Below are 23206 nucleotides of genomic sequence, written 5' to 3' on the forward strand. Positions count from 1 at the left end.
CACAAGCGAGCAGGAGTACAAAGCCGCATCAGTAAAAGAAAAACAAAACAGGATATCCGCAGCTTGACCGCTCGAATATCCTGTCGTGTAATGATCATTATCAGGTTCATTTACTTAGCAAAAACGCCCACCGTTCTGTGTAATCATCTCTGCGGCTTGCGGTAACGAATCGTTGGATACGGACACCGTCAACAATATTTCTTGTCTTAGCCTGTTTACCGAATCCTCTTCGGGTGTATCATAGACCTGCCCATTTGATAACATTTCCGTTTCATCACTAATCAGGCCAAGTACATTCAGCTCGCCACTAAATCCTCCGACGACAGCCGTAGGAGAACTATCGGTGCCTGTAACATCGTGTGAGTCCAATGCAGACGATTCATTACTACGACTCTCGATACTTAATTGGTTCGGGTGCAACAATTCCAGAGCTCTACGTGCAGACTCCGCCTCAGTCCAGCTGGTAAAAACAGCTTCGAGGGTCACTGCCGAGCGATCTTCAGTCATGAAGCTCCCGTCCCTGACGTCGATCAGCCGCTTCACTGCGGCGTAGTGCTTCTATATCTTCATGATCTGCAGCTTCAGCGCTGAATTCCACGTCTTCATTTTTGGCGGACTGCAATCGTTTCATCTTTTCCGTTTTTGTGAGAATCTTGCCTGGGCGTTCGTGTTCTGCCATTGTTATGTTCCTCCTTCAAATTAAAATGAACTAATACGTGTTACACTGTAACACTCCGATTGTAGTCCCATCCTCCGATCGCTGTTATCCCCAGATTTCTTCAACTCCCTTCTTATAGGGAGAAATCCAGGGATAAAGGCGAACGCTTTGCTTCTTCAGATTGGTTCTACACTCTCCGTTAAAGTGTAATTCTCTGTTCATCTTATATAGATTTCCTGAAACTAAATCATTCCACCGGCTTGTTCGATTATAGACATAGCACGGTGATGTACCGACTCATCTACAACGACAGTTAATAATACATCTCTTCCTGTAGGTCCACCCTGTCCGCCATCACTCATGCCACTTGCGGAAGGGTCTGCCGCAGCCATGATTCCAGCACTGGCATTCGTTTGCATTGAATCGGGCACCCATGATGAAAAACTGCCGGAAACGCCCGGCTTGTAGGAAGCCCCGCTTGGTCCTACACCCGCATATCGGCTGAATCGATTAATCGACAGGTCCTCCACTCGCAATGCCTCCAGTTTTTTGGCTGCCCCTTGAGCTTGCTCCGGGCTGTGAAAGTACGCCAAAATATTTTTCTCGGTCATTCGCTTCACCTGCTTCCCTAATTTCTCGCATATCAGCTATGCATATCATTCTCGCCATGCTATCTTTCCGCAAGTTCGCTCAGAATATACCGAAATGCTCCCACAACTTGCTGCCGTTCTTCGTATCAAAAATTCATGGATTCTGCCAAGACTAATGGATAGCCACTCCAAAAGGCGTACAAAAAAGGACACCCTGCGGTAAAAACCGCTGTGGTGTCCTTTTGAGATTGCTATATTTTATTCTCAGTCGCCACGGAAGGCGCGCTTCACTCTGTCAAAGAAGGATTGTTCATGCTCATGTGTCTGCTCTCCATCCAGCGCAGCAATTTGGCGAAGCAGATCTTTCTGCTCGTCATTCAGCTTACTAGGTGTAACCACAACCACTTTCACATGCTGATCCCCTTGCCCCATACCACGCAGGCGTGGTACACCTTTGCCTTTGAGACGGAAATACGTTCCCGTTTGTGTACCGGCTGGTACTTTCAACTTCACTTTCTCGGTCAGTGTCGGGATCTCAACTTCATCTCCCAGAGCTGCCTGGGCAAAGGTGAGTGGGATTTCACAATAGATATCGTCGCCTTCACGCTCGAAGAAATCATGGGATTTCACACGAATGACAATATACAGATCTCCCGCTGGTCCGCCACGCAGACCGCCTTCGCCCTCGCCTGTCATACGCAGTTGCGCACCATCATCTACACCCGCTGGAATGCGAACATGGATTTTGCGTTGCTTGCGGACTTTACCGCTACCGCTACATGTCGTACATTTTTCTTTGATGATCTGGCCTGAACCACTACAGTTCGAACATGCACGACGATTAACCATACGACCAAACGGTGTATTCTGCACGACTTCCTGCTGACCGCTACCTTGGCAGACCGAGCAGGTTTCCGGTTTCGTTCCAGGTTTGGCACCTGAGCCATGACAGGTATCACAGCCTTCGGTACGCGGAATCGTAATATCGGTTTCTTTCCCGAATACAGCTTCCTTGAATTCAATGGTCATCGTGTACTGCAGGTCATTCCCCCGTTGCGGAGCATTTGGATCACGTCGTCCGCCGCCACCGCCACCAAAGAACATGTCGAAGATGTCGCCAAATCCGCCGCCGCCAAAATCACCGCCACCACCGAATCCACCCTGATTCGGATCGACATGACCATATTGGTCATACTGTGCACGCTTCTGACCGTCACTCACGACATCATAAGCTTCTTTAACTTCTTTAAATTTAGCTTCCGCATCAGCAGCCTTGTTTACGTCAGGGTGATACTGACGGGCAAGCTTACGGTAAGCCTTTTTAATCTCATCGTCGTTAGCCGTTTTACTAACGCCAAGCACCTCATAATAATCACGCTTTTCAGCCACTCTTCCACCCCCATATCATTCACCATATCGCACATCGTGACAAAAGGAAAGCCAAAGCACGGGAGCCCCGGCTATGACTTTCCCTCTAATTCGAACGTCACCGATGTTTAATTCGCGTAGAACTACGAATTAGTTTTGTTTTTTATCTTCATCCACAACTTCGTAATCAGCGTCTACAACGTTGTCACGTTTTGCGGAACCTTGTTGCTCTTCAGCACCTTGTGCTTCTTGCTCTTGCGCCTGTGCTTGCTCATACAGTTTCACGGACAGTTGTTGAACGATCTCTGTCAGTTCTTCTGTAGCAGCTTTGATGTCTTCCAGGTTGTCGGAAGCCAGAACGCCTTGCAGTTTTTCTTTGGCTGCATTTGCTTTTTCAACTTCGCCAGCATCTGCTTTTTCGCCAAGATCTTTGATCGTTTTGTCAACAGAGTAGATCAATTGATCTGCACTGTTTTTCGCTTCAACGAGTTCTCTGCGTTTTTTATCTTCTTCAGCGTGCAGCTCAGCATCTTTCATCATTTGCTCAACTTCAGCATCGCTCAAACCGCTGGAAGAAGTGATTGTGATTTTTTGAGTTTTGTTTGTACCTTTATCTGTTGCAGATACGTTAACGATACCATTGGCATCAATATCGAAGCTAACTTCGATCTGCGGAACGCCACGTGGAGCTGGTGGAATATCACCCAACATGAAACGTCCAAGCGATTTGTTACCCGCTGCCATCTCACGCTCACCTTGCAGAACATGAATCTCAACGCTTGGTTGATTGTCTGCATACGTGGAGAATACTTGAGATTTGCTTGTAGGGATCGTTGTGTTACGTTCGATCATTTTAGTGAATACGCCACCTGCTGTTTCGATACCCAGGGACAATGGAGTTACGTCGAGCAATACAACGTCTTTCACATCACCTGTCAGTACGCCCGCTTGTACAGCAGCACCCAAAGCTACAACTTCATCCGGGTTAACGCCTTTGTGTGGCTCTTTACCAGTCAGTTTCTTGATCGCTTCTTGTACTGCAGGAATACGTGTGGAACCACCAACCAATACGATCTTGTCGATATCGTTAGCCGTCATACCCGCATCGCTCAATGCACGACGAGTTGGTTCGAGTGTACGCTCAACCAGACCTTCAGAGATTTCTTCAAATTTCGCACGGCTCAGGTTCAACTCCAAATGCTGAGGAACGCCATCAGCAACCGTGATGAACGGCAAGGAGATCGTTGTAGTCAATACGCCGGAAAGTTCTTTTTTCGCTTTTTCCGCTGCATCTTTCAAACGTTGAACCGCTGCTTTATCTTTGCTCAAGTCAATGCCTTGATCTTTTTTGAATTCACTTACGAGATAATCGATGATCACTTGGTCAAAGTCATCCCCGCCCAGTTGGTTGTCCCCGCTAGTTGCTTTAACTTCGAAGAAGCCGTCACCCAGTTCAAGAATGGATACGTCGAACGTACCGCCACCCAAGTCATATACGAGAATCGTTTGGTCTTCGGATTTCTCCATACCGTATGCCAAAGCTGCTGCTGTTGGCTCGTTGACGATACGCAGAACTTCCAAACCTGCAATTTTACCCGCATCTTTAGTCGCTTGACGCTGACTGTCATTGAAGTAAGCTGGTACAGTGATAACTGCTTGAGTTACCGTTTGGCCCAGATAAGCTTCAGCATCGGATTTCAATTTTTGCAGGATGATTGCAGAGATCTCTTGTGCAGAGTAGTCTTTGCTATCGATTGTTTCTTTGTGGGAAGTACCCATATGACGTTTGATCGACATGATGGTACGATCCGGATTCGTGATCGCTTGACGTTTTGCTGTTTCACCGACAACACGCTCTCCATCTTTTTTGAAACCTACTACGGATGGGGTTGTACGTGCGCCCTCGGGATTTGGAATTACGACTGCCTCGCCGCCTTCCATTACCGCTACGCATGAGTTTGTTGTTCCTAAGTCAATACCGATTACTTTACTCATGGAAAAATTTCCTCCTCGACAATTTAAAATAAATGGGTCAGGTATGACCCTTATTGGATGTTCATGTTGCTAATCGTGCTCTATGTGTACAAACCTTTATATTAAGCTTCGACCACATTATTCAACCATGGAGCCGACTCATTCTTTCCTGCCGGAAATTATGAGCTGACTTTAACCATAGCCGGACGAAGCACTTTATCTTTCAGCATGTAGCCTTTTTGGACTTCCTCAACAACGATACCTTCTTCGTACTCGTCGCTCTCCACTTGCATGATTGCTTGGTGGAATTCAGGATTGAACGGTTGTCCTACTGATTCCATCGCCGTCAGACCTTCATTCGTCATCACAGTTTCCAATTGACGGAAAATCATTTGGATACCTTTTGAGAAAGATTCGGACTCTGTTCCTTCCGGTACAGTAGCCATGGCACGCTCGAAGTTATCAATAACCGGTACCAGTTCGGTGACCAGCTTCATCGAAGCATATTTAGCCAATTCCTCTTTTTCCTTCTGTGTACGACGACGGAAGTTATCAAAATCAGCCTGTGCACGGACATAACGCTGCTGTTGCTCCTCAGCTTCTGCCTTCAGACGTGCAAGCTCATCCTGCTCCTGATCAGCGATCTCTTCAGCTTGTGCTTCTGCAGCGCCAGCTTCATTGACAGGCTCATGCTCAGCTGCTGTTACCTCTTGTTCTTCTGTAAATGATTGCTCCTCTTTCAAGATGTTCACCTCCTTATACGAATGAAATGTTCATTTCCGTCTCTTATTTGAAACGATGCGTCAGCATCGCCGTCAAATCACGGGATAGTGTATTTAGAATATGAATGACACGTGCGTAATCCATCCGCGTGGGTCCCAGAATACCGATCGAACCCAAAGCCTCACCGTCCAATGAATAGGAGGCTGTAATCAGGCTGCAGTTAGCAAAGGCTTCATGATCATTCTCGGTGCCTATTCGCACCTGAATACCAGATCCACCCGGCACGGGCATCATCAATTTCATGAGTGTTGGTGTTTCCTCAAGCAGATCAAGAATATCTTTTACCTTTTCGATATCTTTAAACTCCGGCTGAGTTAACATATTAGTGGCACCACTGAGGAACAGACGATTATCATTTTCATTATCAAAGGCACTGTTCAGCACCTGCATGACTTCCTCATAACGTGTAATATGCCGTTCCATCTCTTGCCCAAGTTCGCTATAGAGACGGGATTTCAATTTGTAAATTGGCACTCCAACCAGCTTGGTGTTCAATAGTCGAACCACATTCTCCATCTCGGCTACCGAGATTTCTGGCGGAATCTGGACCGTCTTGTTCTCAACCTGACCGGTATTGGTCACAATGATTGCCACAGCTTCACTTTCGTTCAGCGGAAGCAATTGGAAGTGGCGAAGGGACGTATGGAATACTTCCGGTCCAAGCAGGATCGAAGTATAATTCGTCATATGTGACAAAATATTGGATGCATGTTGAATAACTTGTTCCATGACATTCAGCTTTTCGGCGAAGAACGACTTCAGATCGTCCAATTCCTGCGGCTCCACCTGATTCCAAGGAACCAAATGATCGACATAATATCGATAGCCTTTATGGGAAGGAATGCGTCCTGCCGATGTATGCGGCTGTTCCAGGAAACCCATATCTTCAAGGTCCGCCATTTCATTACGGATCGTCGCCGGACTGTATCCAACATCTCCCCTTTTGGAAATGCTCCGGGACCCTACGGGCTCAGCTGAACGGATATAGTCATCCACTATAGCGTTCAGAATCATTCGTTGACGCTCTGTTAACATGGTGAGTATTCCCTCCTTCTGACTGTACTGTCCCATGTCGTTAGCACTCCGGTTAGATGAGTGCTAAGCGGTAATACAAAAATACCAAACTGACGTGAACATTGTCAAGTGAGTTTGATGAGCGGGCTCATCTATTTATAGTATAGACCAATGTCGTGGTGTACTAACAACTTTACTGAAGATAGTTTGAAGTAAAAAAGGACTGCATGTAGGGCAGAGGTTGACTCGGCTCAATCCATGCAGTCCATTCTGTTGTTAGGCCGATACGTTAAGCTCTTTTAATACGGCGATCTCATCACAGCAATCCTGCTTGCTGCAATGAACACAGTCGGTCCATACTTTCTCGGGAAAAATCTCTTTTTCCACCACGGCAAATCCGTTTTTGAGAAAGAAGGACACCTCGTAGGTTAACGCCATAACTTTAGGAATCTGTTGTCTCTCCGCTTCTTCTACCAGCCGGTCCAGCAATCGGGAGCCAATACCGAGCCCTTTATGCCCTTCCGAGATACCGAGTGATCTGACTTCCACCAGATCATTCCCCAGACGACAAAGTGATCCGCAACCCACCACTTCACCATCGACTTCGGCTACAACAAAGTGCTCCAGCTGTCGGTGCAGTATTTCCCGTGATCGCGGAAGCATGATCCCACGCTCTGCATAGCCCTTAATCATTTCATACAGTGGTTCAACATCTTCCGGCACAGCTTTTCTGCATATTACCGACATCCTGCTCTCCTCCTATTACCAAGCTTTCCAGAGGAAAGCTGACTTCGTAGTTGTTAAAATAACACGCTCTGTAAATTCAATATGAATAAATATACAACAGAGCGTATAGAATTTCAAGCTACGAATTCAGCGATATGGACCCGATAAACTCCGCAAAAACGTCATTTCCGAACAGGATGCCCTGCTCGCTCAGTCGGAAGCCGTCTGCCGTCCGCTCAAGCAATCCTGCGTTAAGCATTTTGCCCAAAGGCTTCGCAAACACTTCTTCCATGGACTCTCCGAACTGTTCGGTAAAGCGTGAAGATGAAGCCCCTTCCAGCATTCTCAGTCCAACCATCAGATAATCTTCCATGGCTTCCGGGCGAGCGATCTCAAAATGATCCAGACGAGGCAGCCCTGCCCGTGAAGCTTCAACATAAGGATTTATACCTTTAATATTCATATGCCGTTCGCGGCCTACATATCCATGTGCACCTGCACCGAGACCATAGTAGTCCTCATTACGCCAGTACGTAATATTGTGGCGACTCTCAAAGCCTGGCTTGGCAAAGTTACTGATCTCGTATTGTCCATAGCCTGCTTCTTTCATCCGTTTCATTAATAGAAGATACATTTCCAGTTCATCATCTTCATGAGGAAGCGGTAACTGGTTCTTCTGATACAGTGTATGGAAAAGTGTATTCTCTTCTACCTTAAGGCTGTAGATGGAGTAATGCGGCAGATCCAGTTCCAGTGCTTTGTCGATGCTCTCATTCAACATCGCTACGGTCTGGTTCGGCAACCCGAACATCAGGTCAATGGAGAGGTTATTCAAACCTGCTTTGCGAGCATTCTCCAGACTGCGATATACATCATCCGTATTATGAATACGGCCAATGCCTGTCAGCAGATCATTCTGAAAAGCCTGTACGCCAAAACTGACGCGATTGACTCCGCCTTCTTTCATCGCAATGAGCTTCTCTGCATCCGTTGTTCCCGGGTTGGCTTCCATCGAAAATTCAATGTCGTCCGCCCAATTCGGAAAATACGTTTTGACTGAACGAAGAAATACCGCCATCTCATCCGATTTCAGAGCCGTTGGCGTACCGCCACCTACAAATATGGTCTTGATCTCACCCGGTGGATTGGCCTTAACTGTATGTTCCATCTCCCGTTCCAGCGCTTCGAGATATTGCATCACGGGCTGATCTTTCAGAACGTAAGAGTTAAAGTCGCAATAAAAACATTTATTCGTGCAAAAGGGAATGTGAAGATACACCGCTTGGGGCGCACCTGTCTTCCGGCTGTGTGCTGCCAATGTCATGGCAAGTCCCCCTCTATTTGAAAAAAGGAAAGCCATCCGGCTTCCCTTTCAGCTTAGTTATTTAATATTTTGTGTTGTAACCATGTTGCAGGCAAACGTCCTACAATTCAATTTCGATACACACACTCTGTGATGTACCCGAAACAAACTATCGTTTATCCTTTCATACACAAATTATTGATGTACCAAAAGGATTCACGTGACGTTTGCAAGCAAACGTCCTAGTCATCGATTTTCAGTACTGCCATGAACGCCTCTTGCGGCACCTCAACGTTACCAACCTGCTTCATCCGCTTCTTACCTTCCTTCTGCTTCTCAAGCAGTTTCCGTTTCCGCGAGATGTCACCACCATAACACTTGGCAAGTACGTTTTTACGCATTGCTTTTACCGTTTCACGAGCAACGACCTTGGTACCCACGGATGCCTGAATTGGCACCTCGAACATTTGCCGCGGAATCAGCTCGCGCAGTTTCTCACAGACAATGCGTCCGCGATTATAGGCACGGTCACGGTGAACGATGAAGGACAGAGCATCAACCTGTTCGCCATTGAGTACAATATCCATTTTCGCCAGATTGGACTGACGGTAACCGGACAGCTCATAATCCAGGGATGCGTATCCTTTGGTACCGGATTTCAACTGGTCGAAGAAGTCATATACAATCTCGGACAACGGAATCTCATAGGTAATGGTAACCCGGGTTGTGTCCAGATATTCCATATTCACATATTCACCGCGTTTATTCTGACACAGCTCCATAATGGTACCTACATAATCATTCGGTACGATAATATCTGCCTTGACGTATGGTTCCTCGACGTAATCAATCCGTCCCACCTCAGGATAGTTGGATGGGTTGTCGATTTTCATCACTTCACCATTGGTTAAGGTGACGTGATAGATTACACTTGGTGCCGTTGTGATCAACGGAATGTTAAACTCCCGCTCGATTCGCTCCTGGATAACGTCCATGTGAAGCAGTCCAAGGAATCCACAACGGAATCCAAAACCGAGTGCACTGGATGTTTCCGGTTCAAAGCTCAGAGACGCATCGTTCAACTGCAATTTCTCCAACGCTTCACGCAGATCAACATAGTCCGATGTTTCAATCGGATAGAGACCACAATACACCATTGGGTTAATTTTGCGATAACCCGGCAGAGGTTCCGGTGTTGGATTTTTGGCATCTGTCACCGTATCCCCGACTTGTGTATCGCCTACATGCCGAATACCGGCAACAATAAATCCAACATCACCCACGTTCAGCTCGTCCACGATGGTCATGCGAGGTTTGAACGCGCCAACTTCAATGACTTCAAATGATTTACCTGTTGCCATCATTTTGATTTTGGAACCGGATTTGATTTTGCCATCAACAACACGTACGTATACGATTACACCTTTGTACGGGTCATAATGCGAGTCGAAAATCAGCGCTTTCAGTGGTTGATCCGGGTCACCAGTAGGTGCCGGAACACTTTGCACCACTTGCTCCAGAATCTCTTTGATCCCGATACCCGACTTGGCCGAAGCCAGAACAGCGTTACTCGTATCCAAACCAATAACATCTTCCACTTCCTGCTTTACCCGTTCAGGATCAGCGCTCGGAAGGTCAATTTTGTTGATAACCGGTAAAATTTCAAGGTTGTTATCCAATGCCAGATACACGTTGGCAAGTGTTTGGGCTTCAATTCCCTGAGCCGCATCCACAACCAGCAGAGCACCTTCACATGCAGCAAGACTGCGTGATACTTCATACGTGAAGTCTACGTGTCCCGGTGTATCAATCAGATTCAATAAATACTCTTCACCGTCATCAGCTTTGTAGCTCAGAGCAACTGCCTGTAGCTTGATCGTTATTCCACGTTCGCGTTCAAGATCCATCTTATCCAGAACTTGATCCTGCATTTCACGTGAAGTGAGCGCACCTGTGTACTCCAAGATCCGGTCCGCAAGTGTTGATTTGCCGTGATCTATATGTGCAATAATAGAAAAGTTACGAATTTTACGTTGTCTTGCCCGAATATCAGTCATTCCTTACCCCCAGAAACAGCCTAGTGTCAATCACTTCATTATAACAGTTGATGCAGGGTGCATCAATCCCGTGATGTCTTAACTTTTATAATAAAGTGTAATCATTCACTCCCAGAGGTTATATTGTACCTTTAAATCATGGTATTTTATTCAGCAACTCCGCTAAATAGAGAGACCACCCACTTGATTCCACTTTGAGACAAATTTTGTAATAGTCCAGCCGTTTTGTCTGCCAGTTCATCAACCGGAGCTTTATTCTGATCTGCCCCAAGCACTTGGCTTGGTGATTGTACAGGTACAAATGGTGGTTCTTTGACTTCCTTTTGGACAGGTGCAGTCTGAACAGATTCGGTAACCGATGTTGCTCGCTCTGTTGTCACGGCGGTTGGTGTGGCACCTGATGGATTACCCATATGAAAGTTACTGCCAGCCAGCTGCATTCCGAACAAAACACCCAGCAACATTAATACAGCGATAGATAACAGTCTTTTACCGAATCTGGACATATGCTTTGCCTCCCGTCACTCTACTATTTTTTGTCTTCTTACATATATAGTTCCTAACCACCCTGCGACGAAGTCTCTGCACTGGCTTTGTCCACCTTCTGATCTTCCCAATACACCTCGGCAATCATATCAGCGAGAATCTTGGATGTGCGCTGTAGCTCAGCTCCTGTATTGTCAATGCCGCCAATCTCGATCAAAATGCTGTTGGGCGAAAGGGTTTGGTTATACTCTCCGTTGTTGGCTCCTCCGCCATCCTTGCCCCACACACCTCGGGATACCCCAGGATACTTGGCTTCCAGTTTCTTATGAATTTTCGCTGCAAAGGCTTCATTTTGACGCCAATTCGGATTTTCATGTCCAATAATGAAATACACTTTGGCATAGCCCAAGTCGTTAATGGTAGTCGTTGTTTTGCCATGACGCTGGGAATCCCGATGAATGTCTATGAGGTACGTCAGATCGTCATTTTGAGCAAGTGCCGTTTTTACGGTTTGACGGGAGTATTTATAGGAATAGTTCCAGTTATAATCCTTTACTTTGGTAGGGTAATCATCCTTTGCGTGTTCTACGCCGATTCCCAGCTTCTCCAGACTGTCTGAGAGATAGGTTCCCACTTGAAACACATTGCCTGTTGATTTGCCGGATGATGGATTGTCACTCTTTGTACCTAACAGCGGGTTGTAGCCTTCCCGTGGATGGGAATGATAGATAAGAACTGATTTTCTGCCTGATGTCGGTGAGCCGCTATTGTCTTTCTCGCCATCCTTTGCTGGGGGGTCTTCTTTAACTTCTCCATCTCCCGGCTCGCTCGAATCAGGCGGATCCGTGTTGTCCTGACCTGGCGGAACATGCAGCTCACTACCGGGTTTCCCTCCACCCGCAGATGCCGTATCCGTAAGACCAGGACCGGGCTGATAATCTTCGGGAGCCTCGGCCTTTTCGTTACCAGAGCCGGGCCGGAGCAGTACAGGTTGGTTGGCACCCATGCCGGGCATTTCTCTCGCAATCAGGCTCTTGGGATCTTGAGGGTTAACATTCGTAAGTAGTTGAAAAACAAAAGAGGTGAGATTCTCTCCTGATATGGCAGAGGTCTGTTCTTTCTGGGTGAGATGGGGCATCTCCATACCAAGCATATCGACAAAAAAGCGGCTTGATACGGCGCTCGCAAATCCTTTCATGGAAGAAACGGGTGAATTATTTAGACGTTTCTCTGCCATTCCTCCGAGACCAAGTACGACAAAAAACAAAGCGGATATGATCATAAGCAACAACAACGTACGGCCCATGGCCAGCACGTGCAGACATCTTTTTTTCCACTTTCCAATATTCCAGGCCAATATCTTGTTCATTCTGCTGTCTCCTTCCTTGCTGGACAACTCTTATACTTCAACTCTATGAGCCTGCAAGATTTGATAGAACAGGAAAATGAAAGATTCCAGGAACAAAAAAGAAAGTCCGATAGATTCGGACCTTCTTCTGAGCAGTTTTTAGTTTTAATGTGTATAGGCAGCAACGTTATCCGGATTCACTGCATCATGGAGTGCGGCGTTAAGCCCTGTAGCAATAACATTGGCAATGCCTTCGATAAACTCATCAATTTCCTTTGGGGTTACGATTAGGTCATGACCCAGTGGTTCCAGTACCTCTTTCACCAAACTCAGGCGATCTTCTTCACCGATGTCGTCCAGCATGCCCATAATTTGCTTCGTCTGATCCGTTTCCTGGCGGAAATGTGAGCGCATCATCTCAATGACATTGTTCACAATAGTAGACGCGTAACATACGGTCGGTACACCGATAGCGATGCAGGGAACACCTAATATCTCACGGGTCAAGCCTCGCCGTTTGTTCCCAATACCTGAACCAGGATGGATACCGATGTCCGCTACCTGAATGGTTGTATTCACACGTTCCAGAGAACGGGAGGCCAGGGCATCAATCGCAATAATGGCATCCGGCTTGGTACGGTCAACAATACCCTGTACAATGTCACTGGATTCAATGCCCGTTGTACCCAGCACACCGGGAGCAATCGCGCTGACTTCCCGATACCCTGGGGCGACCTGATCTGGCACCAATTCGAAATACTGACGGGTCACCATCAGATTCTCCACCACAAGCGGACCAAGTGAATCCGGCGTGACATGCAAGTTACCGAGACCCACAATCAGGATCTTGGATGTTTTGTTGATCCCCGCCTTAATCATAAAATCTTCCATCTCACGTGTAAATTCAGCGGCAACACGCTCCTGTAGCACGGTATCACCATTCCGAAGTGACGGCACCTCCAAAGTGACATAGTGACCTTTCACCCTACCAATGGCTTTGGCAGCTTCATCATTAAGTACATCAATACGTGTAATCGTAATACCCTCTTTTTTCTCTACATCTTCCCGTAGTCCGGGAATCGTCTGTTTCTGTCCACCTTGCGCCATTTCCTTGGAGTCGATTGCCAAATCGGTACGAACTGTATAGTTTTGCAAATCCAGTGTCATTCTGTCCCTGCCTCCCTTACCGCATTTGAGCATATTGTGTGGGAAAAAGAGTTTCTTTATGCAGCATGTCGAACATCGTAGGAATATCTGTTGCATTTTACATGCTAGCGTGATAGAATATTTTAAGTTGTGAAACGTTTGTATTCATGCAAATGCCTTACAGGAGGTGAATGTAATGCCAAACATCAAATCCGCTGTTAAACGCGTAAAAACGAGCGACAAGCGCCGCGCACTCAACGCTTCCCAGAAATCTGCACTCCGTACAGCTGTTAAAGCTGCTGATGCTGCTCTGGTAAGTAACGAAGTTGATACTGCAAAAGCTGCGATTCAAGCTGCTTCCAAAAAGCTGGACAAGGCTGTAACTAAAGGTCTGGTTCATAAAAATGCTGCAGCACGCAAAAAGTCTCGCTTGGCGAAAAAACTGAACGCTCTTTCCGCACAAGCGTAAGAAGCGTTACTTATACGATCCAATGGAAAAATCCTGAACAGCATAGGCTTTCAGGATTTTTTAGTATCTGATTCGATAAGTATACGACACAGACAAAGCGACCTTTATTCCGATGATTTAACCATCATGGAGCAAAGGTCGCTTTGTTTTTTTATTCATCCTATGATTCTATCAGGTTTAGGTATCATTTTACGCACCAAGTCTTAATAAGAACAACTCCAGACCAAGCACTTTATCGATAGCTCCTGTTTTCATCTGGTAATCCAGTTCACTGAGGTGACTCAGGATCATTCTCAGACGATCCGGCTGAAATTTACGAGCTTGTTCACCTGCAATCTTGACAGCGTAAGGATGCAGACCAAGCTGACTGGCAATTTGCTGCTGGGAGTAACTTTGTTGGCCCAACTCTTTCACCTGAATCATGATCCGAAACTGGCGGGCGATTAAAGCTGCAATTTTGATCGGTTCTTCCCGTTGTTTCAACAGCTCATAGAAAAGAGCAAGCGCCTTCTCTAATCGCAAATTGGCGAGTTCTTCCACCAGGGAAAATACATTCTGCTCTGTGCTACGGGCAACCAGCGATTCAATATCAGCACGCTTGATTGTCCCCCCACTACCCGCGAACAAACATAGTTTGTCTACTTCAGCAGATAAGGTCTGAAGCCCTGTTCCCGCGTAGCTAACCAGTGTGTCCGCTGCTCCAGTTTCAAAAGAGACATCGCGCTGCTTCGCCAGTTTTACAATCCAACTCAACAGCTCATCTCCACTTAATGGAGCAAAAGCAAGAACGACCGCCTGCTTCTTAACAGCCTTCACCAGTTTCTTCCGCTCATCCAACTTATCCCCCTGAGCCAAAAACACAATCGTACTATATTCTGCAGGATTGTCCATATATGTAAGCAGACGATCAACCTGGTGTTCGATCTTGGATTCTTTACCTGCAGTAAACAGGCTCGCATCCCTTACAATAATTAATTTGCGGGGAACCAGAAATGGTACGGTCTCCGCTTCTTCAATAACGACCTCCACGGCCGTTTCAGACAAATCATATGGAATAATCGCAAAATCACGATGTTCTTCTTCAATAACCTGCTCTTTTAACATATCCGTAAATTGCTGTATCTGATACTTCTCCGTTCCATACAGCACATAGATCGGAGCTGGTTCTCCACTACGTATTGCCTTTGTTGCACTCTTCACATCCATTCACGGTGCCTCCTTATCCCTCTTATCCTACCAGAAAAAGCGCAAGACAACAAAGGGACCTTACATCCAGTTACGGATGAAGGTCCCCTGTCCTACATCTATATAAACGCTGACACCAGCAGTTCTAGAAAAAGCTGATGCGCGGTCATACGACGTCAGTTGTTTGAACTGAGATAGGACGTTTTGTTACTTCCAATATATGCTTGTCATACTGAAAATGTTCTTTTGTTTTAAGGATTAGAATCCCTAACTCCACTTATTTGGCAGAAGCTCCACCTGAAACAGAAGGTACATTAAACGAGTTCTTCGCCGTTGTTCCGTCCTTGTCCGTTTCGTAATTAAATAGGGTACCATCCTTCGACCAACTCGCTGACTTCAGTGTCCCCTCTATACTGCGTTGTTCAACCAAATTTAGAACATCCGGTTCGTTGGCAGGTTTGGAGTATATGCTGATTTGATCACCAATAAGCATAACTACATAGGAGCCGTCAGGTGACTTCCATTCTTTTGGTGCTGCTGTTGTAGTCATTCCCTGATCCGGTCCTGCTGCGAATCCTTTGTTTCCTCCAGAAGCGTCTGCACCTGCACTGGAATCAGGTACAGTGTTACCTTCAACCGGAACATCTTCAGTCATATTAGGTGTTGTATCCTGAGAAGTGAAGGATTTCGCATCTCCATTTTCTGTTTCTGTTTCTGTTTCTGTTACTCCATTCTCTTCCCCATCTGCAGAAGATTTAGGAGAATCTCCTGATCCCTGAATTCTCTGCTCAGAATCTTGGTTCTGAACCGGATTCTTCTGATTATCGGTCGAAGGAGTTTTGGACGAATTATCCTGCGGTCCTTTATTCGGAGCAGGCGTTGATTCGGTAGCCGGTTGTTTAGGTGTCGGATCTGACTGAACTTCAGGCTCCTGTACCTCATCTCCACCGTTCTCTTCAGGAATTGTTTCTACGCCTTGGTTATCTGGTTTAGTTGGTGAAACATTCGATTGATCCACAAACACATCGTTGCTGCTTGGTTGGGACGAAGTGGCAGGATCATAATTTTCAATCTTCTTGCTTAATGGATTTTCATCCACATTGCCGCTCTCTTGAGAAGCTCCAGAGCTCATCAGCATGGAATCGGCATTCTCAATCTGTTCAGGCGGATTTCCCCAGATGGCGAATCCCAATATAACTGCCGCAGCCGCTGCACCCATGGACATACGTCCTGCCATCGAGTTAAGCCATTTTTGCTTCGTTTTCCGCTCACTTGAACGTTGTAAATTCTCAAATGCAGCGGGGACAGGATTCATTTCCTGTATGGTGCTACTTTGTTCCTTCCGCGCTTCGTCAATGGCATCAAGCTGCGGCATAATCGCATCAACCAGACTAAATTTCGGGCTTACTTGCGGTAATTCTTCCAGTTCTCTGGAAAGAGCTCTGAGTAAACTAAAATTCTCGGCGCACTCCGGACACTTCGCCACATGCTGTAGCATCTGCGCGGTTTCCGCCTCGTCCAGATCATGATCCAGATAGCGGTGCATCCATTCCACCACCTCTTCGCATTTCATCCTGTCACACCACCTTTCTGATATTCCTGTAGTAGATTCTGTAATTGTTGTCTGGCTCTAAATAAATAAGATTTCACCGTATTTAACGGAAGATCGAGACAATCCGCAATTTCGTTGTAGGATAAGTCCTGCAAATATCTTAGAACAATAACGGTACGATGATGCTCGGGAAGCTTGTTGATCGCATCCTGAATGTCCTGTGCCACATATGTGGACATGACCTCATATTCGACATCCTGATTATCCTGAAAAACCATTTCATGTTCGTCAATGGAGACAGACGGCTTGGTTCTTCGGAATTTATCAATACAGATGTTCGTAACGATACGTTGTACCCATGTTTTGAATTGGGCCTTTTCTTCGTATGAGTTGATTTTGGTGTAAATTCGGATCAACGCTTCCTGAGCAGCATCCAAAGCGTCCTGTTCATTATTTAGAATGTAATATGCGGTCCGATAGACGTGTTGTTCAATCTCCCGCAATAGGGTAATTAGAGCGTCGCGATCGCCCGATTGAGCGGCTCTGATGAGTTCCGGCTCTACCACAAAGGATCCCCCTCTCCCTGCAACCTTACAGACGTGATCATCAATAAAATTGTTGCAAAGTTAAGTATTTTTTTAATTTGCCATAACAAAATAACGGCGTATGTATTAGGGCCGCTGAAATCTTCTCTTAGAATAACAGAAATTGCATAATGAGTCACCAAACGAGTACAAAAGGGATTCCATTACTTACACGACTCAATTCAAATGCAATAGCATACATTATAGCCAACCCCTTTTTTGGTCCCTAAAATAAAAAAAGTCGAAATTTGTCCAAATTTAAGCTGTTTTTAATGTAATTTTCATGAAAATAGTGTATTGTAAATTTACATTCATAAACACGAGGTGATGAGCATGCCAGCTCTTGCGAAAATTCAAGCTTTAAAAGAACAAATGCCCAAAGAATATCAAAGCATTTCCCATTTTGTGGAACATGCATTAGAGTCCATTGATACTCTGGTTGAGGAACATCGGAAGTACGTAGCTGCACAGGCATTATACGGCGATAAAATCGTTGGAACGGAAGAACGCTTGTACAGAGAAACTGTACTTGATGTGAGAGCTCAGCTGTTGATGACTCTTGAGAAAACGGTAGAAGATCTGCTGCACAAAGGCGACAAACACTGGAACAAACACTTTAAGGATGGCGTTGAGTAGTTATTATATAATTTCAACCATTTAAAGAAATAGCCCGTTTTCCGATATTCTCCCTCGTGGAGTGTAACGGAAAGCGGGCTTTGCTTGTTGGACCCTCATTTCCCCCCTGTCCCAGGAAAGAAGCGTATATTCAGAAAAAGTTGTTTAATATCCGTTCGATTTCATTTGGCTTTGTAATTTCAGGACCAAAAACAGCCCTAGGTTGCTTACTGTTATTCCAAGGCTCCAACGTACAAGCATCATGAACATTAGCTATTTTCCAATCCAGTACATTGTCAAAAGTCGTTCCTGTATTCTGTCCATGAATATGATTAATCCAGATGGGTTCTTTGATATGAATAAATTCTCTGGGTACCTTTAGTGCATCGCGCCAGCTATAACGGGCTGCTTGTCCTTTTAAATACTCATCCACATGGATAAGTGTTGCACCGTAGCTGGGAAGCCAGAAAAAAAAATTCCCCAGTCGCTTTTGTACTGAATCGTAGATGTAACCGTATTGAGGTATCAAGGCAACCGTGCCCTTTTGTGGTTCATAGACGTGCAGTTGTTTTATAAAATCTTTGTGGTACATATCGTCGCTGGACAGATAGACACGGTACAAATACTTGAACTCCTCAATACCTTGGATTACATGAGCTTTGTAATCTATAGGTGTAACAAAACAGATATTGGAAGGCAGGGGAGGGTAGTTTTTTAGTGTCCCTTGTACGAGGTTCTCAGACTTCGGATCATATAGCACGTAGCAGGTAAAATCCTGAGAAGATTGAAGGAGCAGGCTCTTGAGTGTATATTTCATGAATAAATCTATTCTGTATTCTATCCACTGCTTGGTGAGTCGGTCCGATGTCCCTCCCCAGTTATTAAAGAGCATTTCTATAATGAGTTTTTTTTCCTTAGACACCACTTAGCCCTCCTTTGGTGTTCAAATGATCAAAGATCTGAATAGTATATGTATTTCCAATAAAATTGCAATGGACAAATTACTAGTAGCATAATTCATTTCCTGAAAGCAAGTTAGGGCGTGCTATGAATCAATCCAGTACACCTCTGGTCAGATCATGAATTCTCGTAATACCTGTTCAATCTCTTCCCGATTCAGCGGTCTTTAGCGACTTCCATGGACTCATACAACAAAAAAGCTAAGCGGAAATTATACCGCCTAGCTTCTTAGTCTTATCATTTTACTTATTCAACAAAGCATCGGCCTTCTTCGCCGCTTCAGCTACAGCTGCCTCTGCCGAAACGGACGAATCAACAACCGCGCGAAGAATCTCATCCTTGATCATCTCACCAATCTCAGGATAAACCTTCTGCATTGGGCGTGGACCCGCGTATTCCAATTGGTCTACCGCCACCTTAAACAACGGCTTTTCCTCATAAAGCTTCTTCATATCATCGCTTTCCACTGCACTGATTCGGCTAGGCAAATATCCCGTGAAGGAGCTTGCATATATCGTTTGCTCTTTGGCGGTCATCCATTTAATGAACTTCCACGCCGCCTCCTGCTTTTCTGGAGACAGGCCGGAAGTCATCACCAGGTTGGCACCACCTGTTGGAACCCCATACGTATCATTCGCAGGCATAAATGTCGTCCCAAGTTCAAAACCCTGCTCTTCTGCAACCTTCATATTATTGGTCAAATCTGCAGTGGAAGCAAATATCATGGCTGAACGCTGATTATGGAAATCCGTCTTGGCTTGCGTACCTGCATCATCAGTCGTACCGATGCTCATGATGCCTTCATCCTTCATCTTCAGCCATAACTTCACTGGTTCAATTCCGGTTTCATTATTGAATGCTGCACTTTTCCCATCCTCGCTGATCATCGTTCCTCCGCTCTGTTTAACAAAAGCCTCATAGAACCAAATATCAACAGGCATCGAGATACCGTAACGCTGATCCTTAATCGTTAGCTTGCGTGCATAATCTTCAAATTCCGTCCAATTCTTCGGTCCAGCAGGATCAAGTCCCGCATCCTTCAGCATGGTACGGTTCAAATACAGGATTGGTGTACTCCGCAAATATGGAAGAGCATACAGTTTGTCGTTTACATAGGAATTTCCCATTAGCCCTGGAATGAAATCTTCCATATCAAGCTGATCTTTTTCAACAAATGAAGTCAACTCCTGAGTCATGCCGGATTCGGCAAACACACCAACTGAAGCAATTTCATTTTGCCAAACTTCGGGTGCATTGCCTGCTGCGAAAGCAGCCTGAGCCTTAGAGTGCTGATCTGCATACGATCCCTGGTATTCCGCCTTCACAATGACTTCATCTTGGGATTCATTAAACATTTTAACCAAGTTTTCATTGTTCTCGGCGATCTTGTCCCCCCATGAGTACCAATATGTAATCTCTACCGGTTTATTGGCCGTGCCATTCGAACTACTAGAAGCAGCAGCATTATCGGTTGAACCCGCGGAATTGGAATCACCACAACCAGTTACTGCAAGTGCAAGCGTTGCTGCTAACAAAATTGACCCAAATTTTTTCATGGATAAACCCTCCTATGAATTGGATTACTTCACACCCGAATAGACAAACGCTTTAATAATTTGCCGTTGTCCGAATAAGAAAACAATAAGAATCGGAACGACCAAAATCATGTTTCCAGCCATCAAAATGTGCCAGGCGGCTCCTCCGTCAACCTCGCGCAGCTTGGAGATCCCAATCGGAAGCGTTCTGGCTGCATCGGAGGTCGTCATTACGAGCGGCCAGAAGTAATCATTCCAGTGTGCAATGAAGCTGAACAATGCAAAGGTCACCAGCGTTGGCCGTGCCATGGGCACCATAATCTTGAGAATGATCTTCCATTCCGGTGTTTGGTCAAGCCGTGCCGCTTCAATAAGCTCTTCCTGTACTTGCTTGAATGACTGCCTCAGCATGAATATGCCAAAGGCACTGGAAGAGAAAGGAAGAATGAGTGCCAGCAAATTGTTAATGAGTCCCCACTTGCTGAGCAGCAAATAAACAGGCAGGAAAATAAGCTGACCAGGAATCATCAAGGTCACCATCGTTATCCCGAAGAGCAGCTTGTCTCCTTTGAAGGAGTACCTTGCAAACGCGTAGGCAGCCAATATAATGGTTGTGAATTGAAGAAGGAGTATACTGACCGATACAACAACGCTATTCATTAGATATTTCAAAAAAGGCCCAGATTCCCACGCCGCTTGGAAGTTGCTCCACATCACCTTGGAGGGAATCCATTTGGGTGGAAAGATCACGGTCTCCGGGTAAGACTTCAGTGATGTTGAAATCATCCATAGAAAAGGGATAGCAAAAATCGCAACCAGTACCATCGTGGCAATAATATTCAGAATACGCAGCAATGACTTTCTTGCCATGATATTTCCCTGCTCCTTTCTATTGGTAGTGAACCTTGCGGCTCAGCAACTTGAAGTAGACCAGCGTAAGCAAACCAACGACAACGAGCAGTATAACTCCTGCAGCCGAAGCGTAACCGATCTTGAAATAGCGGAATCCGTACTCGTAGATGTAAAAGACGAGCGTGTTGGTTGAATTGACCGGACCCCCGTTGGTCATGATGGCAATGGTCTCAAACACTTGGAATGAACTGATCAAATTAATGATAATCAAGAAAAACAGGGTCGGCGAAAGCATGGGCAGCGTAATTTTGTAGAACTTCCGCCACCAATTGGCCTCGTCCAGAGCCGAGGCTTCATACACATCCTTCGGAATGCTTTGGAGACCAGCGATGAAAATGAGAGCGTTGTATCCCACGCCTTTCCAGACCGAAACAAGCACAAGCGACAATAATGAACTGTCGGGACTACTCAGCCACTCCAGCTTGGGCAAACCAACCATATCAAGCAAACCATTAAGCAAACCGAATTTGGGATCCATCAGCCACATCCACACCAGGGATACCGATACAAGCGAAACAATATGTGGACTAAATAGCGCACCTTGAACAAACCCGTACCATGCCCCTTCCCGATTCAGCCAAATCGCAAGCAGAAGCGAAATCACAATGGATAAGGATACGGAAAGAAGCGTATAGTTCAAGGAATTGCTCAGGACCTGAAGAAACGCACTATCCTTAAATAACTCGACAAAGTTGTTGAAGCCCACAAACTCCTTGACCGGATTAATAAAATCCCAATTGTAAAAACTCAAAAAGATCATATAGAAGATCGGATAAATGAAGAAAATAGAGAAAATCACGATAGAGGGAGCCACCATGACATAGGGACGGAATCTGGACCAAACGGTCATGAATATTTCCCTCCCAGGACAATGAGCTCTCTAGCTTCAGACCGCTCATGCTGACGCACACGGACTCCGTTCCGATCAAAATAGTACATATCCTGCATGGAGACCATGACGTTTACCTCGGAGGCTGACTCCAAAGGCTTCAAAAAGCTCTTCACGGCAACAGGTCCAAGCGCCGAATCAAGTTGATAGATAATTTCTGCGCCTAGAGTCTCGCGTGTCATGATCTGGGCCGTGAATTGAACATGCCCCGTCTGCGGTCTGTTCTCAAGTGTCATCGTTGCTTTCTCTGGTCGAAAGCCAATCTGCCCAATATCGTCATGAAGCTGCCCATTCAAATAAGGCAGGATACGTTCACGATCAATTACATTCATCGGCGGTGTACCGATAAACTGGGCTGTAAAAACATTATCCGGATCATCGTAGATTTTCATTGGACGATCTGCTTGTTGAATACGCCCTTTATTCATGATGACGATACGATCTCCCATAGACATGGCCTCAACCTGGTCATGCGTAACAAAGACAAAGGTTGCGCCTAACCGTTTGTGAAGCTGGATTAGCTCCGTTCGCATCTGATGGCGAAGCTTGGCATCCAAATTGGACAATGGTTCGTCCATCAGGAAGACTGCGGGTTTCTTCACCATGGCCCGAGCCAAGGCAACCCGCTGACGCTGACCTCCGGACAGAGCCTGCGGCTTCTTGTGCAAATACTCGGCTAGGCCGACGACCTCTGTGATCTCCTTAACGAGACGCTCTCGCTCGGGCCGGGGAACCTTGCGATTCACTAATCCGAATTCGATGTTCTCCTTGACCGTCATCATTGGATATAATGCATAGTTTTGAAATACCATGGCGACATTGCGCTTGCCCGGCTCCAATCCATTGACAGAATGGTCTCCGATCCAAATTTCACCGCCCGACTCCTTATCAAGTCCTGCGATCATGCGGAGTGTCGTCGATTTTCCACAGCCGGACGGGCCTACCAATACGGTAAAGGAACCATCCTCAATGGTCAGATCGAGACCCTCGATGACTTTATCCTGCTTGAAGCTTTTTTCAATCTGCTTCAACACAATCTGTGCCATGACATT

At 45.9% G+C, this 23206-nt stretch carries 23 protein-coding genes; 2 read left to right on the forward strand and 21 right to left on the reverse strand.

Going from position 1 to position 23206, the window contains the following annotated elements; translation table 11 throughout:
* Positions 1-114 precede the first annotated feature (114 nt).
* From FS628_RS15735 to gpr, 13 genes are all read right to left on the reverse strand, one after another.
* Positions 115-507: a hypothetical protein gene (locus FS628_RS15735; RefSeq protein ID WP_145323289.1), complete on the reverse strand. Its 393-nt coding sequence runs from the start codon at positions 505-507 to the stop codon at positions 115-117.
* Entirely contained in the window at positions 500-679 is a 180-nt protein-coding gene (locus tag FS628_RS15740) for a YfhD family protein (RefSeq protein WP_062835520.1), read from the reverse strand. Before FS628_RS15740 ends, FS628_RS15735 begins: the two co-directional genes overlap by 8 nt.
* A 221-nt stretch (positions 680-900) precedes the next feature.
* A complete protein-coding gene (locus tag FS628_RS15745; RefSeq protein ID WP_145323291.1) occupies positions 901-1269 on the reverse strand; it encodes a hypothetical protein in 369 nt (122 codons plus the stop codon).
* 243 nt (positions 1270-1512) lie between these two features.
* Positions 1513-2637, reverse strand: a complete 1125-nt coding sequence (gene dnaJ, locus FS628_RS15750) for a molecular chaperone DnaJ (RefSeq protein WP_062835521.1) — start codon at positions 2635-2637, stop codon at positions 1513-1515.
* Between the two features lie 129 nt (positions 2638-2766).
* A complete protein-coding gene (dnaK, locus tag FS628_RS15755; protein WP_062835522.1) occupies positions 2767-4611 on the reverse strand; it encodes a molecular chaperone DnaK in 1845 nt (614 codons plus the stop codon).
* A gap of 158 nt (positions 4612-4769) precedes the next feature.
* Positions 4770-5333 carry a nucleotide exchange factor GrpE gene (gene grpE, locus FS628_RS15760; protein ID WP_145323293.1) on the reverse strand — a complete coding sequence of 188 codons (564 nt, stop codon included), beginning with the start codon at positions 5331-5333 and terminating at the stop codon, positions 4770-4772.
* Between the two features lie 43 nt (positions 5334-5376).
* The gene (gene hrcA / locus FS628_RS15765; RefSeq protein ID WP_145323295.1) at positions 5377-6408 is read right to left on the reverse strand and encodes a heat-inducible transcriptional repressor HrcA; all 1032 of its coding nucleotides are present in this window, start codon (positions 6406-6408) and stop codon (positions 5377-5379) included.
* A gap of 255 nt (positions 6409-6663) precedes the next feature.
* Positions 6664-7134, reverse strand: a complete 471-nt coding sequence (locus FS628_RS15770; RefSeq protein WP_145323298.1) for an N-acetyltransferase — start codon at positions 7132-7134, stop codon at positions 6664-6666.
* A 118-nt stretch (positions 7135-7252) separates the two neighbouring features.
* The gene (gene hemW / locus FS628_RS15775; protein ID WP_145323300.1) at positions 7253-8437 is read right to left on the reverse strand and encodes a radical SAM family heme chaperone HemW; all 1185 of its coding nucleotides are present in this window, start codon (positions 8435-8437) and stop codon (positions 7253-7255) included.
* Between the two features lie 221 nt (positions 8438-8658).
* Complete coding sequence (lepA, locus tag FS628_RS15780) at positions 8659-10473, reverse strand: translation elongation factor 4 (protein WP_145323302.1); 1815 nt, start codon at positions 10471-10473, stop codon at positions 8659-8661.
* 146 nt (positions 10474-10619) lie between these two features.
* Positions 10620-10979: a hypothetical protein gene (locus FS628_RS15785; protein WP_145323304.1), complete on the reverse strand. Its 360-nt coding sequence runs from the start codon at positions 10977-10979 to the stop codon at positions 10620-10622.
* A 53-nt stretch (positions 10980-11032) separates the two neighbouring features.
* On the reverse strand, positions 11033-12328 hold the full coding sequence (locus tag FS628_RS15790) for a stage II sporulation protein P (protein WP_145323306.1): 1296 nt from the start codon (positions 12326-12328) through the stop codon (positions 11033-11035).
* A gap of 144 nt (positions 12329-12472) precedes the next feature.
* Positions 12473-13474 carry a GPR endopeptidase gene (gene gpr, locus FS628_RS15795; protein ID WP_145323308.1) on the reverse strand — a complete coding sequence of 334 codons (1002 nt, stop codon included), beginning with the start codon at positions 13472-13474 and terminating at the stop codon, positions 12473-12475.
* 175 nt (positions 13475-13649) lie between these two features.
* Between gpr and rpsT the strand changes: the two genes are divergently transcribed.
* On the forward strand, positions 13650-13922 hold the full coding sequence (gene rpsT / locus FS628_RS15800) for a 30S ribosomal protein S20 (protein ID WP_024628504.1): 273 nt from the start codon (positions 13650-13652) through the stop codon (positions 13920-13922).
* A gap of 189 nt (positions 13923-14111) precedes the next feature.
* On the opposite strand, the gene holA is transcribed toward rpsT, so the two are convergent.
* The 3 genes from holA to FS628_RS15815 all read right to left on the reverse strand — a co-directional run bounded on the left by holA (position 14112) and on the right by FS628_RS15815 (position 17225).
* Positions 14112-15128: a DNA polymerase III subunit delta gene (holA, locus tag FS628_RS15805; protein WP_145323310.1), complete on the reverse strand. Its 1017-nt coding sequence runs from the start codon at positions 15126-15128 to the stop codon at positions 14112-14114.
* Positions 15129-15384: 256 nt separating this feature from the next.
* On the reverse strand, positions 15385-16680 hold the full coding sequence (locus FS628_RS15810) for an anti-sigma factor (protein WP_145323312.1): 1296 nt from the start codon (positions 16678-16680) through the stop codon (positions 15385-15387).
* Positions 16677-17225, reverse strand: coding sequence for an RNA polymerase sigma factor (locus FS628_RS15815; RefSeq protein WP_145323315.1), 549 nt, complete (start codon positions 17223-17225; stop codon positions 16677-16679). Before FS628_RS15815 ends, FS628_RS15810 begins: the two co-directional genes overlap by 4 nt.
* A 351-nt stretch (positions 17226-17576) precedes the next feature.
* On the opposite strand from FS628_RS15815, the gene FS628_RS15820 reads away from it, so the two are divergent.
* Positions 17577-17879: a hypothetical protein gene (locus tag FS628_RS15820; protein ID WP_145323317.1), complete on the forward strand. Its 303-nt coding sequence runs from the start codon at positions 17577-17579 to the stop codon at positions 17877-17879.
* A 130-nt stretch (positions 17880-18009) separates the two neighbouring features.
* Here the strand turns inward: FS628_RS15820 and FS628_RS15825 are convergent, their stop codons facing one another.
* From FS628_RS15825 to FS628_RS15845, 5 genes are all read right to left on the reverse strand, one after another.
* Positions 18010-18780 (reverse strand): glycosyltransferase family A protein, encoded by a 771-nt coding sequence (locus FS628_RS15825; protein WP_260871047.1) that lies wholly within the window; start codon positions 18778-18780, stop codon positions 18010-18012.
* A gap of 280 nt (positions 18781-19060) precedes the next feature.
* Positions 19061-20374, reverse strand: a complete 1314-nt coding sequence (locus FS628_RS15830) for an ABC transporter substrate-binding protein (protein WP_145323319.1) — start codon at positions 20372-20374, stop codon at positions 19061-19063.
* Between the two features lie 24 nt (positions 20375-20398).
* Complete coding sequence (locus tag FS628_RS15835; RefSeq protein WP_145323321.1) at positions 20399-21223, reverse strand: carbohydrate ABC transporter permease; 825 nt, start codon at positions 21221-21223, stop codon at positions 20399-20401.
* 19 nt (positions 21224-21242) lie between these two features.
* Complete coding sequence (locus FS628_RS15840) at positions 21243-22115, reverse strand: carbohydrate ABC transporter permease (RefSeq protein ID WP_145323323.1); 873 nt, start codon at positions 22113-22115, stop codon at positions 21243-21245.
* Positions 22112-23200, reverse strand: a complete 1089-nt coding sequence (locus FS628_RS15845) for an ABC transporter ATP-binding protein (protein WP_145323325.1) — start codon at positions 23198-23200, stop codon at positions 22112-22114. Before FS628_RS15845 ends, FS628_RS15840 begins: the two co-directional genes overlap by 4 nt.
* Positions 23201-23206: the final 6 nt, after the last annotated feature.

The sequence above is a fragment of the Paenibacillus xylanexedens genome, assembly GCF_007676705.1.
GTDB classification, from domain to species: Bacteria; Bacillota; Bacilli; order Paenibacillales; family Paenibacillaceae; genus Paenibacillus; species Paenibacillus xylanexedens_C.

Bases quoted from the DNA above. Each gene is read 5' to 3' on its own strand.
- dnaK (WP_062835522.1), bottom strand. From the start codon at position 4,611: ATGAGTAAAGTAATCGGTATTGACTTAGGAACAACAAACTCATGCGTA.
- FS628_RS15745 (WP_145323291.1), bottom strand. From the start codon at position 1,269: ATGACCGAGAAAAATATTTTGGCGTACTTTCACAGCCCGGAGCAAGCT.
- FS628_RS15735 (WP_145323289.1), bottom strand. From the start codon at position 507: ATGACTGAAGATCGCTCGGCAGTGACCCTCGAAGCTGTTTTTACCAGC.
- FS628_RS15840 (WP_145323323.1), bottom strand. From the start codon at position 22,115: ATGACCGTTTGGTCCAGATTCCGTCCCTATGTCATGGTGGCTCCCTCT.
- FS628_RS15835 (WP_145323321.1), bottom strand. From the start codon at position 21,223: ATGGCAAGAAAGTCATTGCTGCGTATTCTGAATATTATTGCCACGATG.
- FS628_RS15770 (WP_145323298.1), bottom strand. From the start codon at position 7,134: ATGTCGGTAATATGCAGAAAAGCTGTGCCGGAAGATGTTGAACCACTG.
- gpr (WP_145323308.1), bottom strand. From the start codon at position 13,474: ATGACACTGGATTTGCAAAACTATACAGTTCGTACCGATTTGGCAATC.
- lepA (WP_145323302.1), bottom strand. From the start codon at position 10,473: ATGACTGATATTCGGGCAAGACAACGTAAAATTCGTAACTTTTCTATT.
- FS628_RS15785 (WP_145323304.1), bottom strand. From the start codon at position 10,979: ATGTCCAGATTCGGTAAAAGACTGTTATCTATCGCTGTATTAATGTTG.
- rpsT (WP_024628504.1), top strand. From the start codon at position 13,650: ATGCCAAACATCAAATCCGCTGTTAAACGCGTAAAAACGAGCGACAAG.
- FS628_RS15790 (WP_145323306.1), bottom strand. From the start codon at position 12,328: ATGAACAAGATATTGGCCTGGAATATTGGAAAGTGGAAAAAAAGATGT.
- FS628_RS15740 (WP_062835520.1), bottom strand. From the start codon at position 679: ATGGCAGAACACGAACGCCCAGGCAAGATTCTCACAAAAACGGAAAAG.
- FS628_RS15810 (WP_145323312.1), bottom strand. From the start codon at position 16,680: ATGAAATGCGAAGAGGTGGTGGAATGGATGCACCGCTATCTGGATCAT.
- hrcA (WP_145323295.1), bottom strand. From the start codon at position 6,408: ATGTTAACAGAGCGTCAACGAATGATTCTGAACGCTATAGTGGATGAC.
- FS628_RS15830 (WP_145323319.1), bottom strand. From the start codon at position 20,374: ATGAAAAAATTTGGGTCAATTTTGTTAGCAGCAACGCTTGCACTTGCA.
- FS628_RS15820 (WP_145323317.1), top strand. From the start codon at position 17,577: ATGCCAGCTCTTGCGAAAATTCAAGCTTTAAAAGAACAAATGCCCAAA.
- FS628_RS15845 (WP_145323325.1), bottom strand. From the start codon at position 23,200: ATGGCACAGATTGTGTTGAAGCAGATTGAAAAAAGCTTCAAGCAGGAT.
- holA (WP_145323310.1), bottom strand. From the start codon at position 15,128: ATGGATGTGAAGAGTGCAACAAAGGCAATACGTAGTGGAGAACCAGCT.
- hemW (WP_145323300.1), bottom strand. From the start codon at position 8,437: ATGACATTGGCAGCACACAGCCGGAAGACAGGTGCGCCCCAAGCGGTG.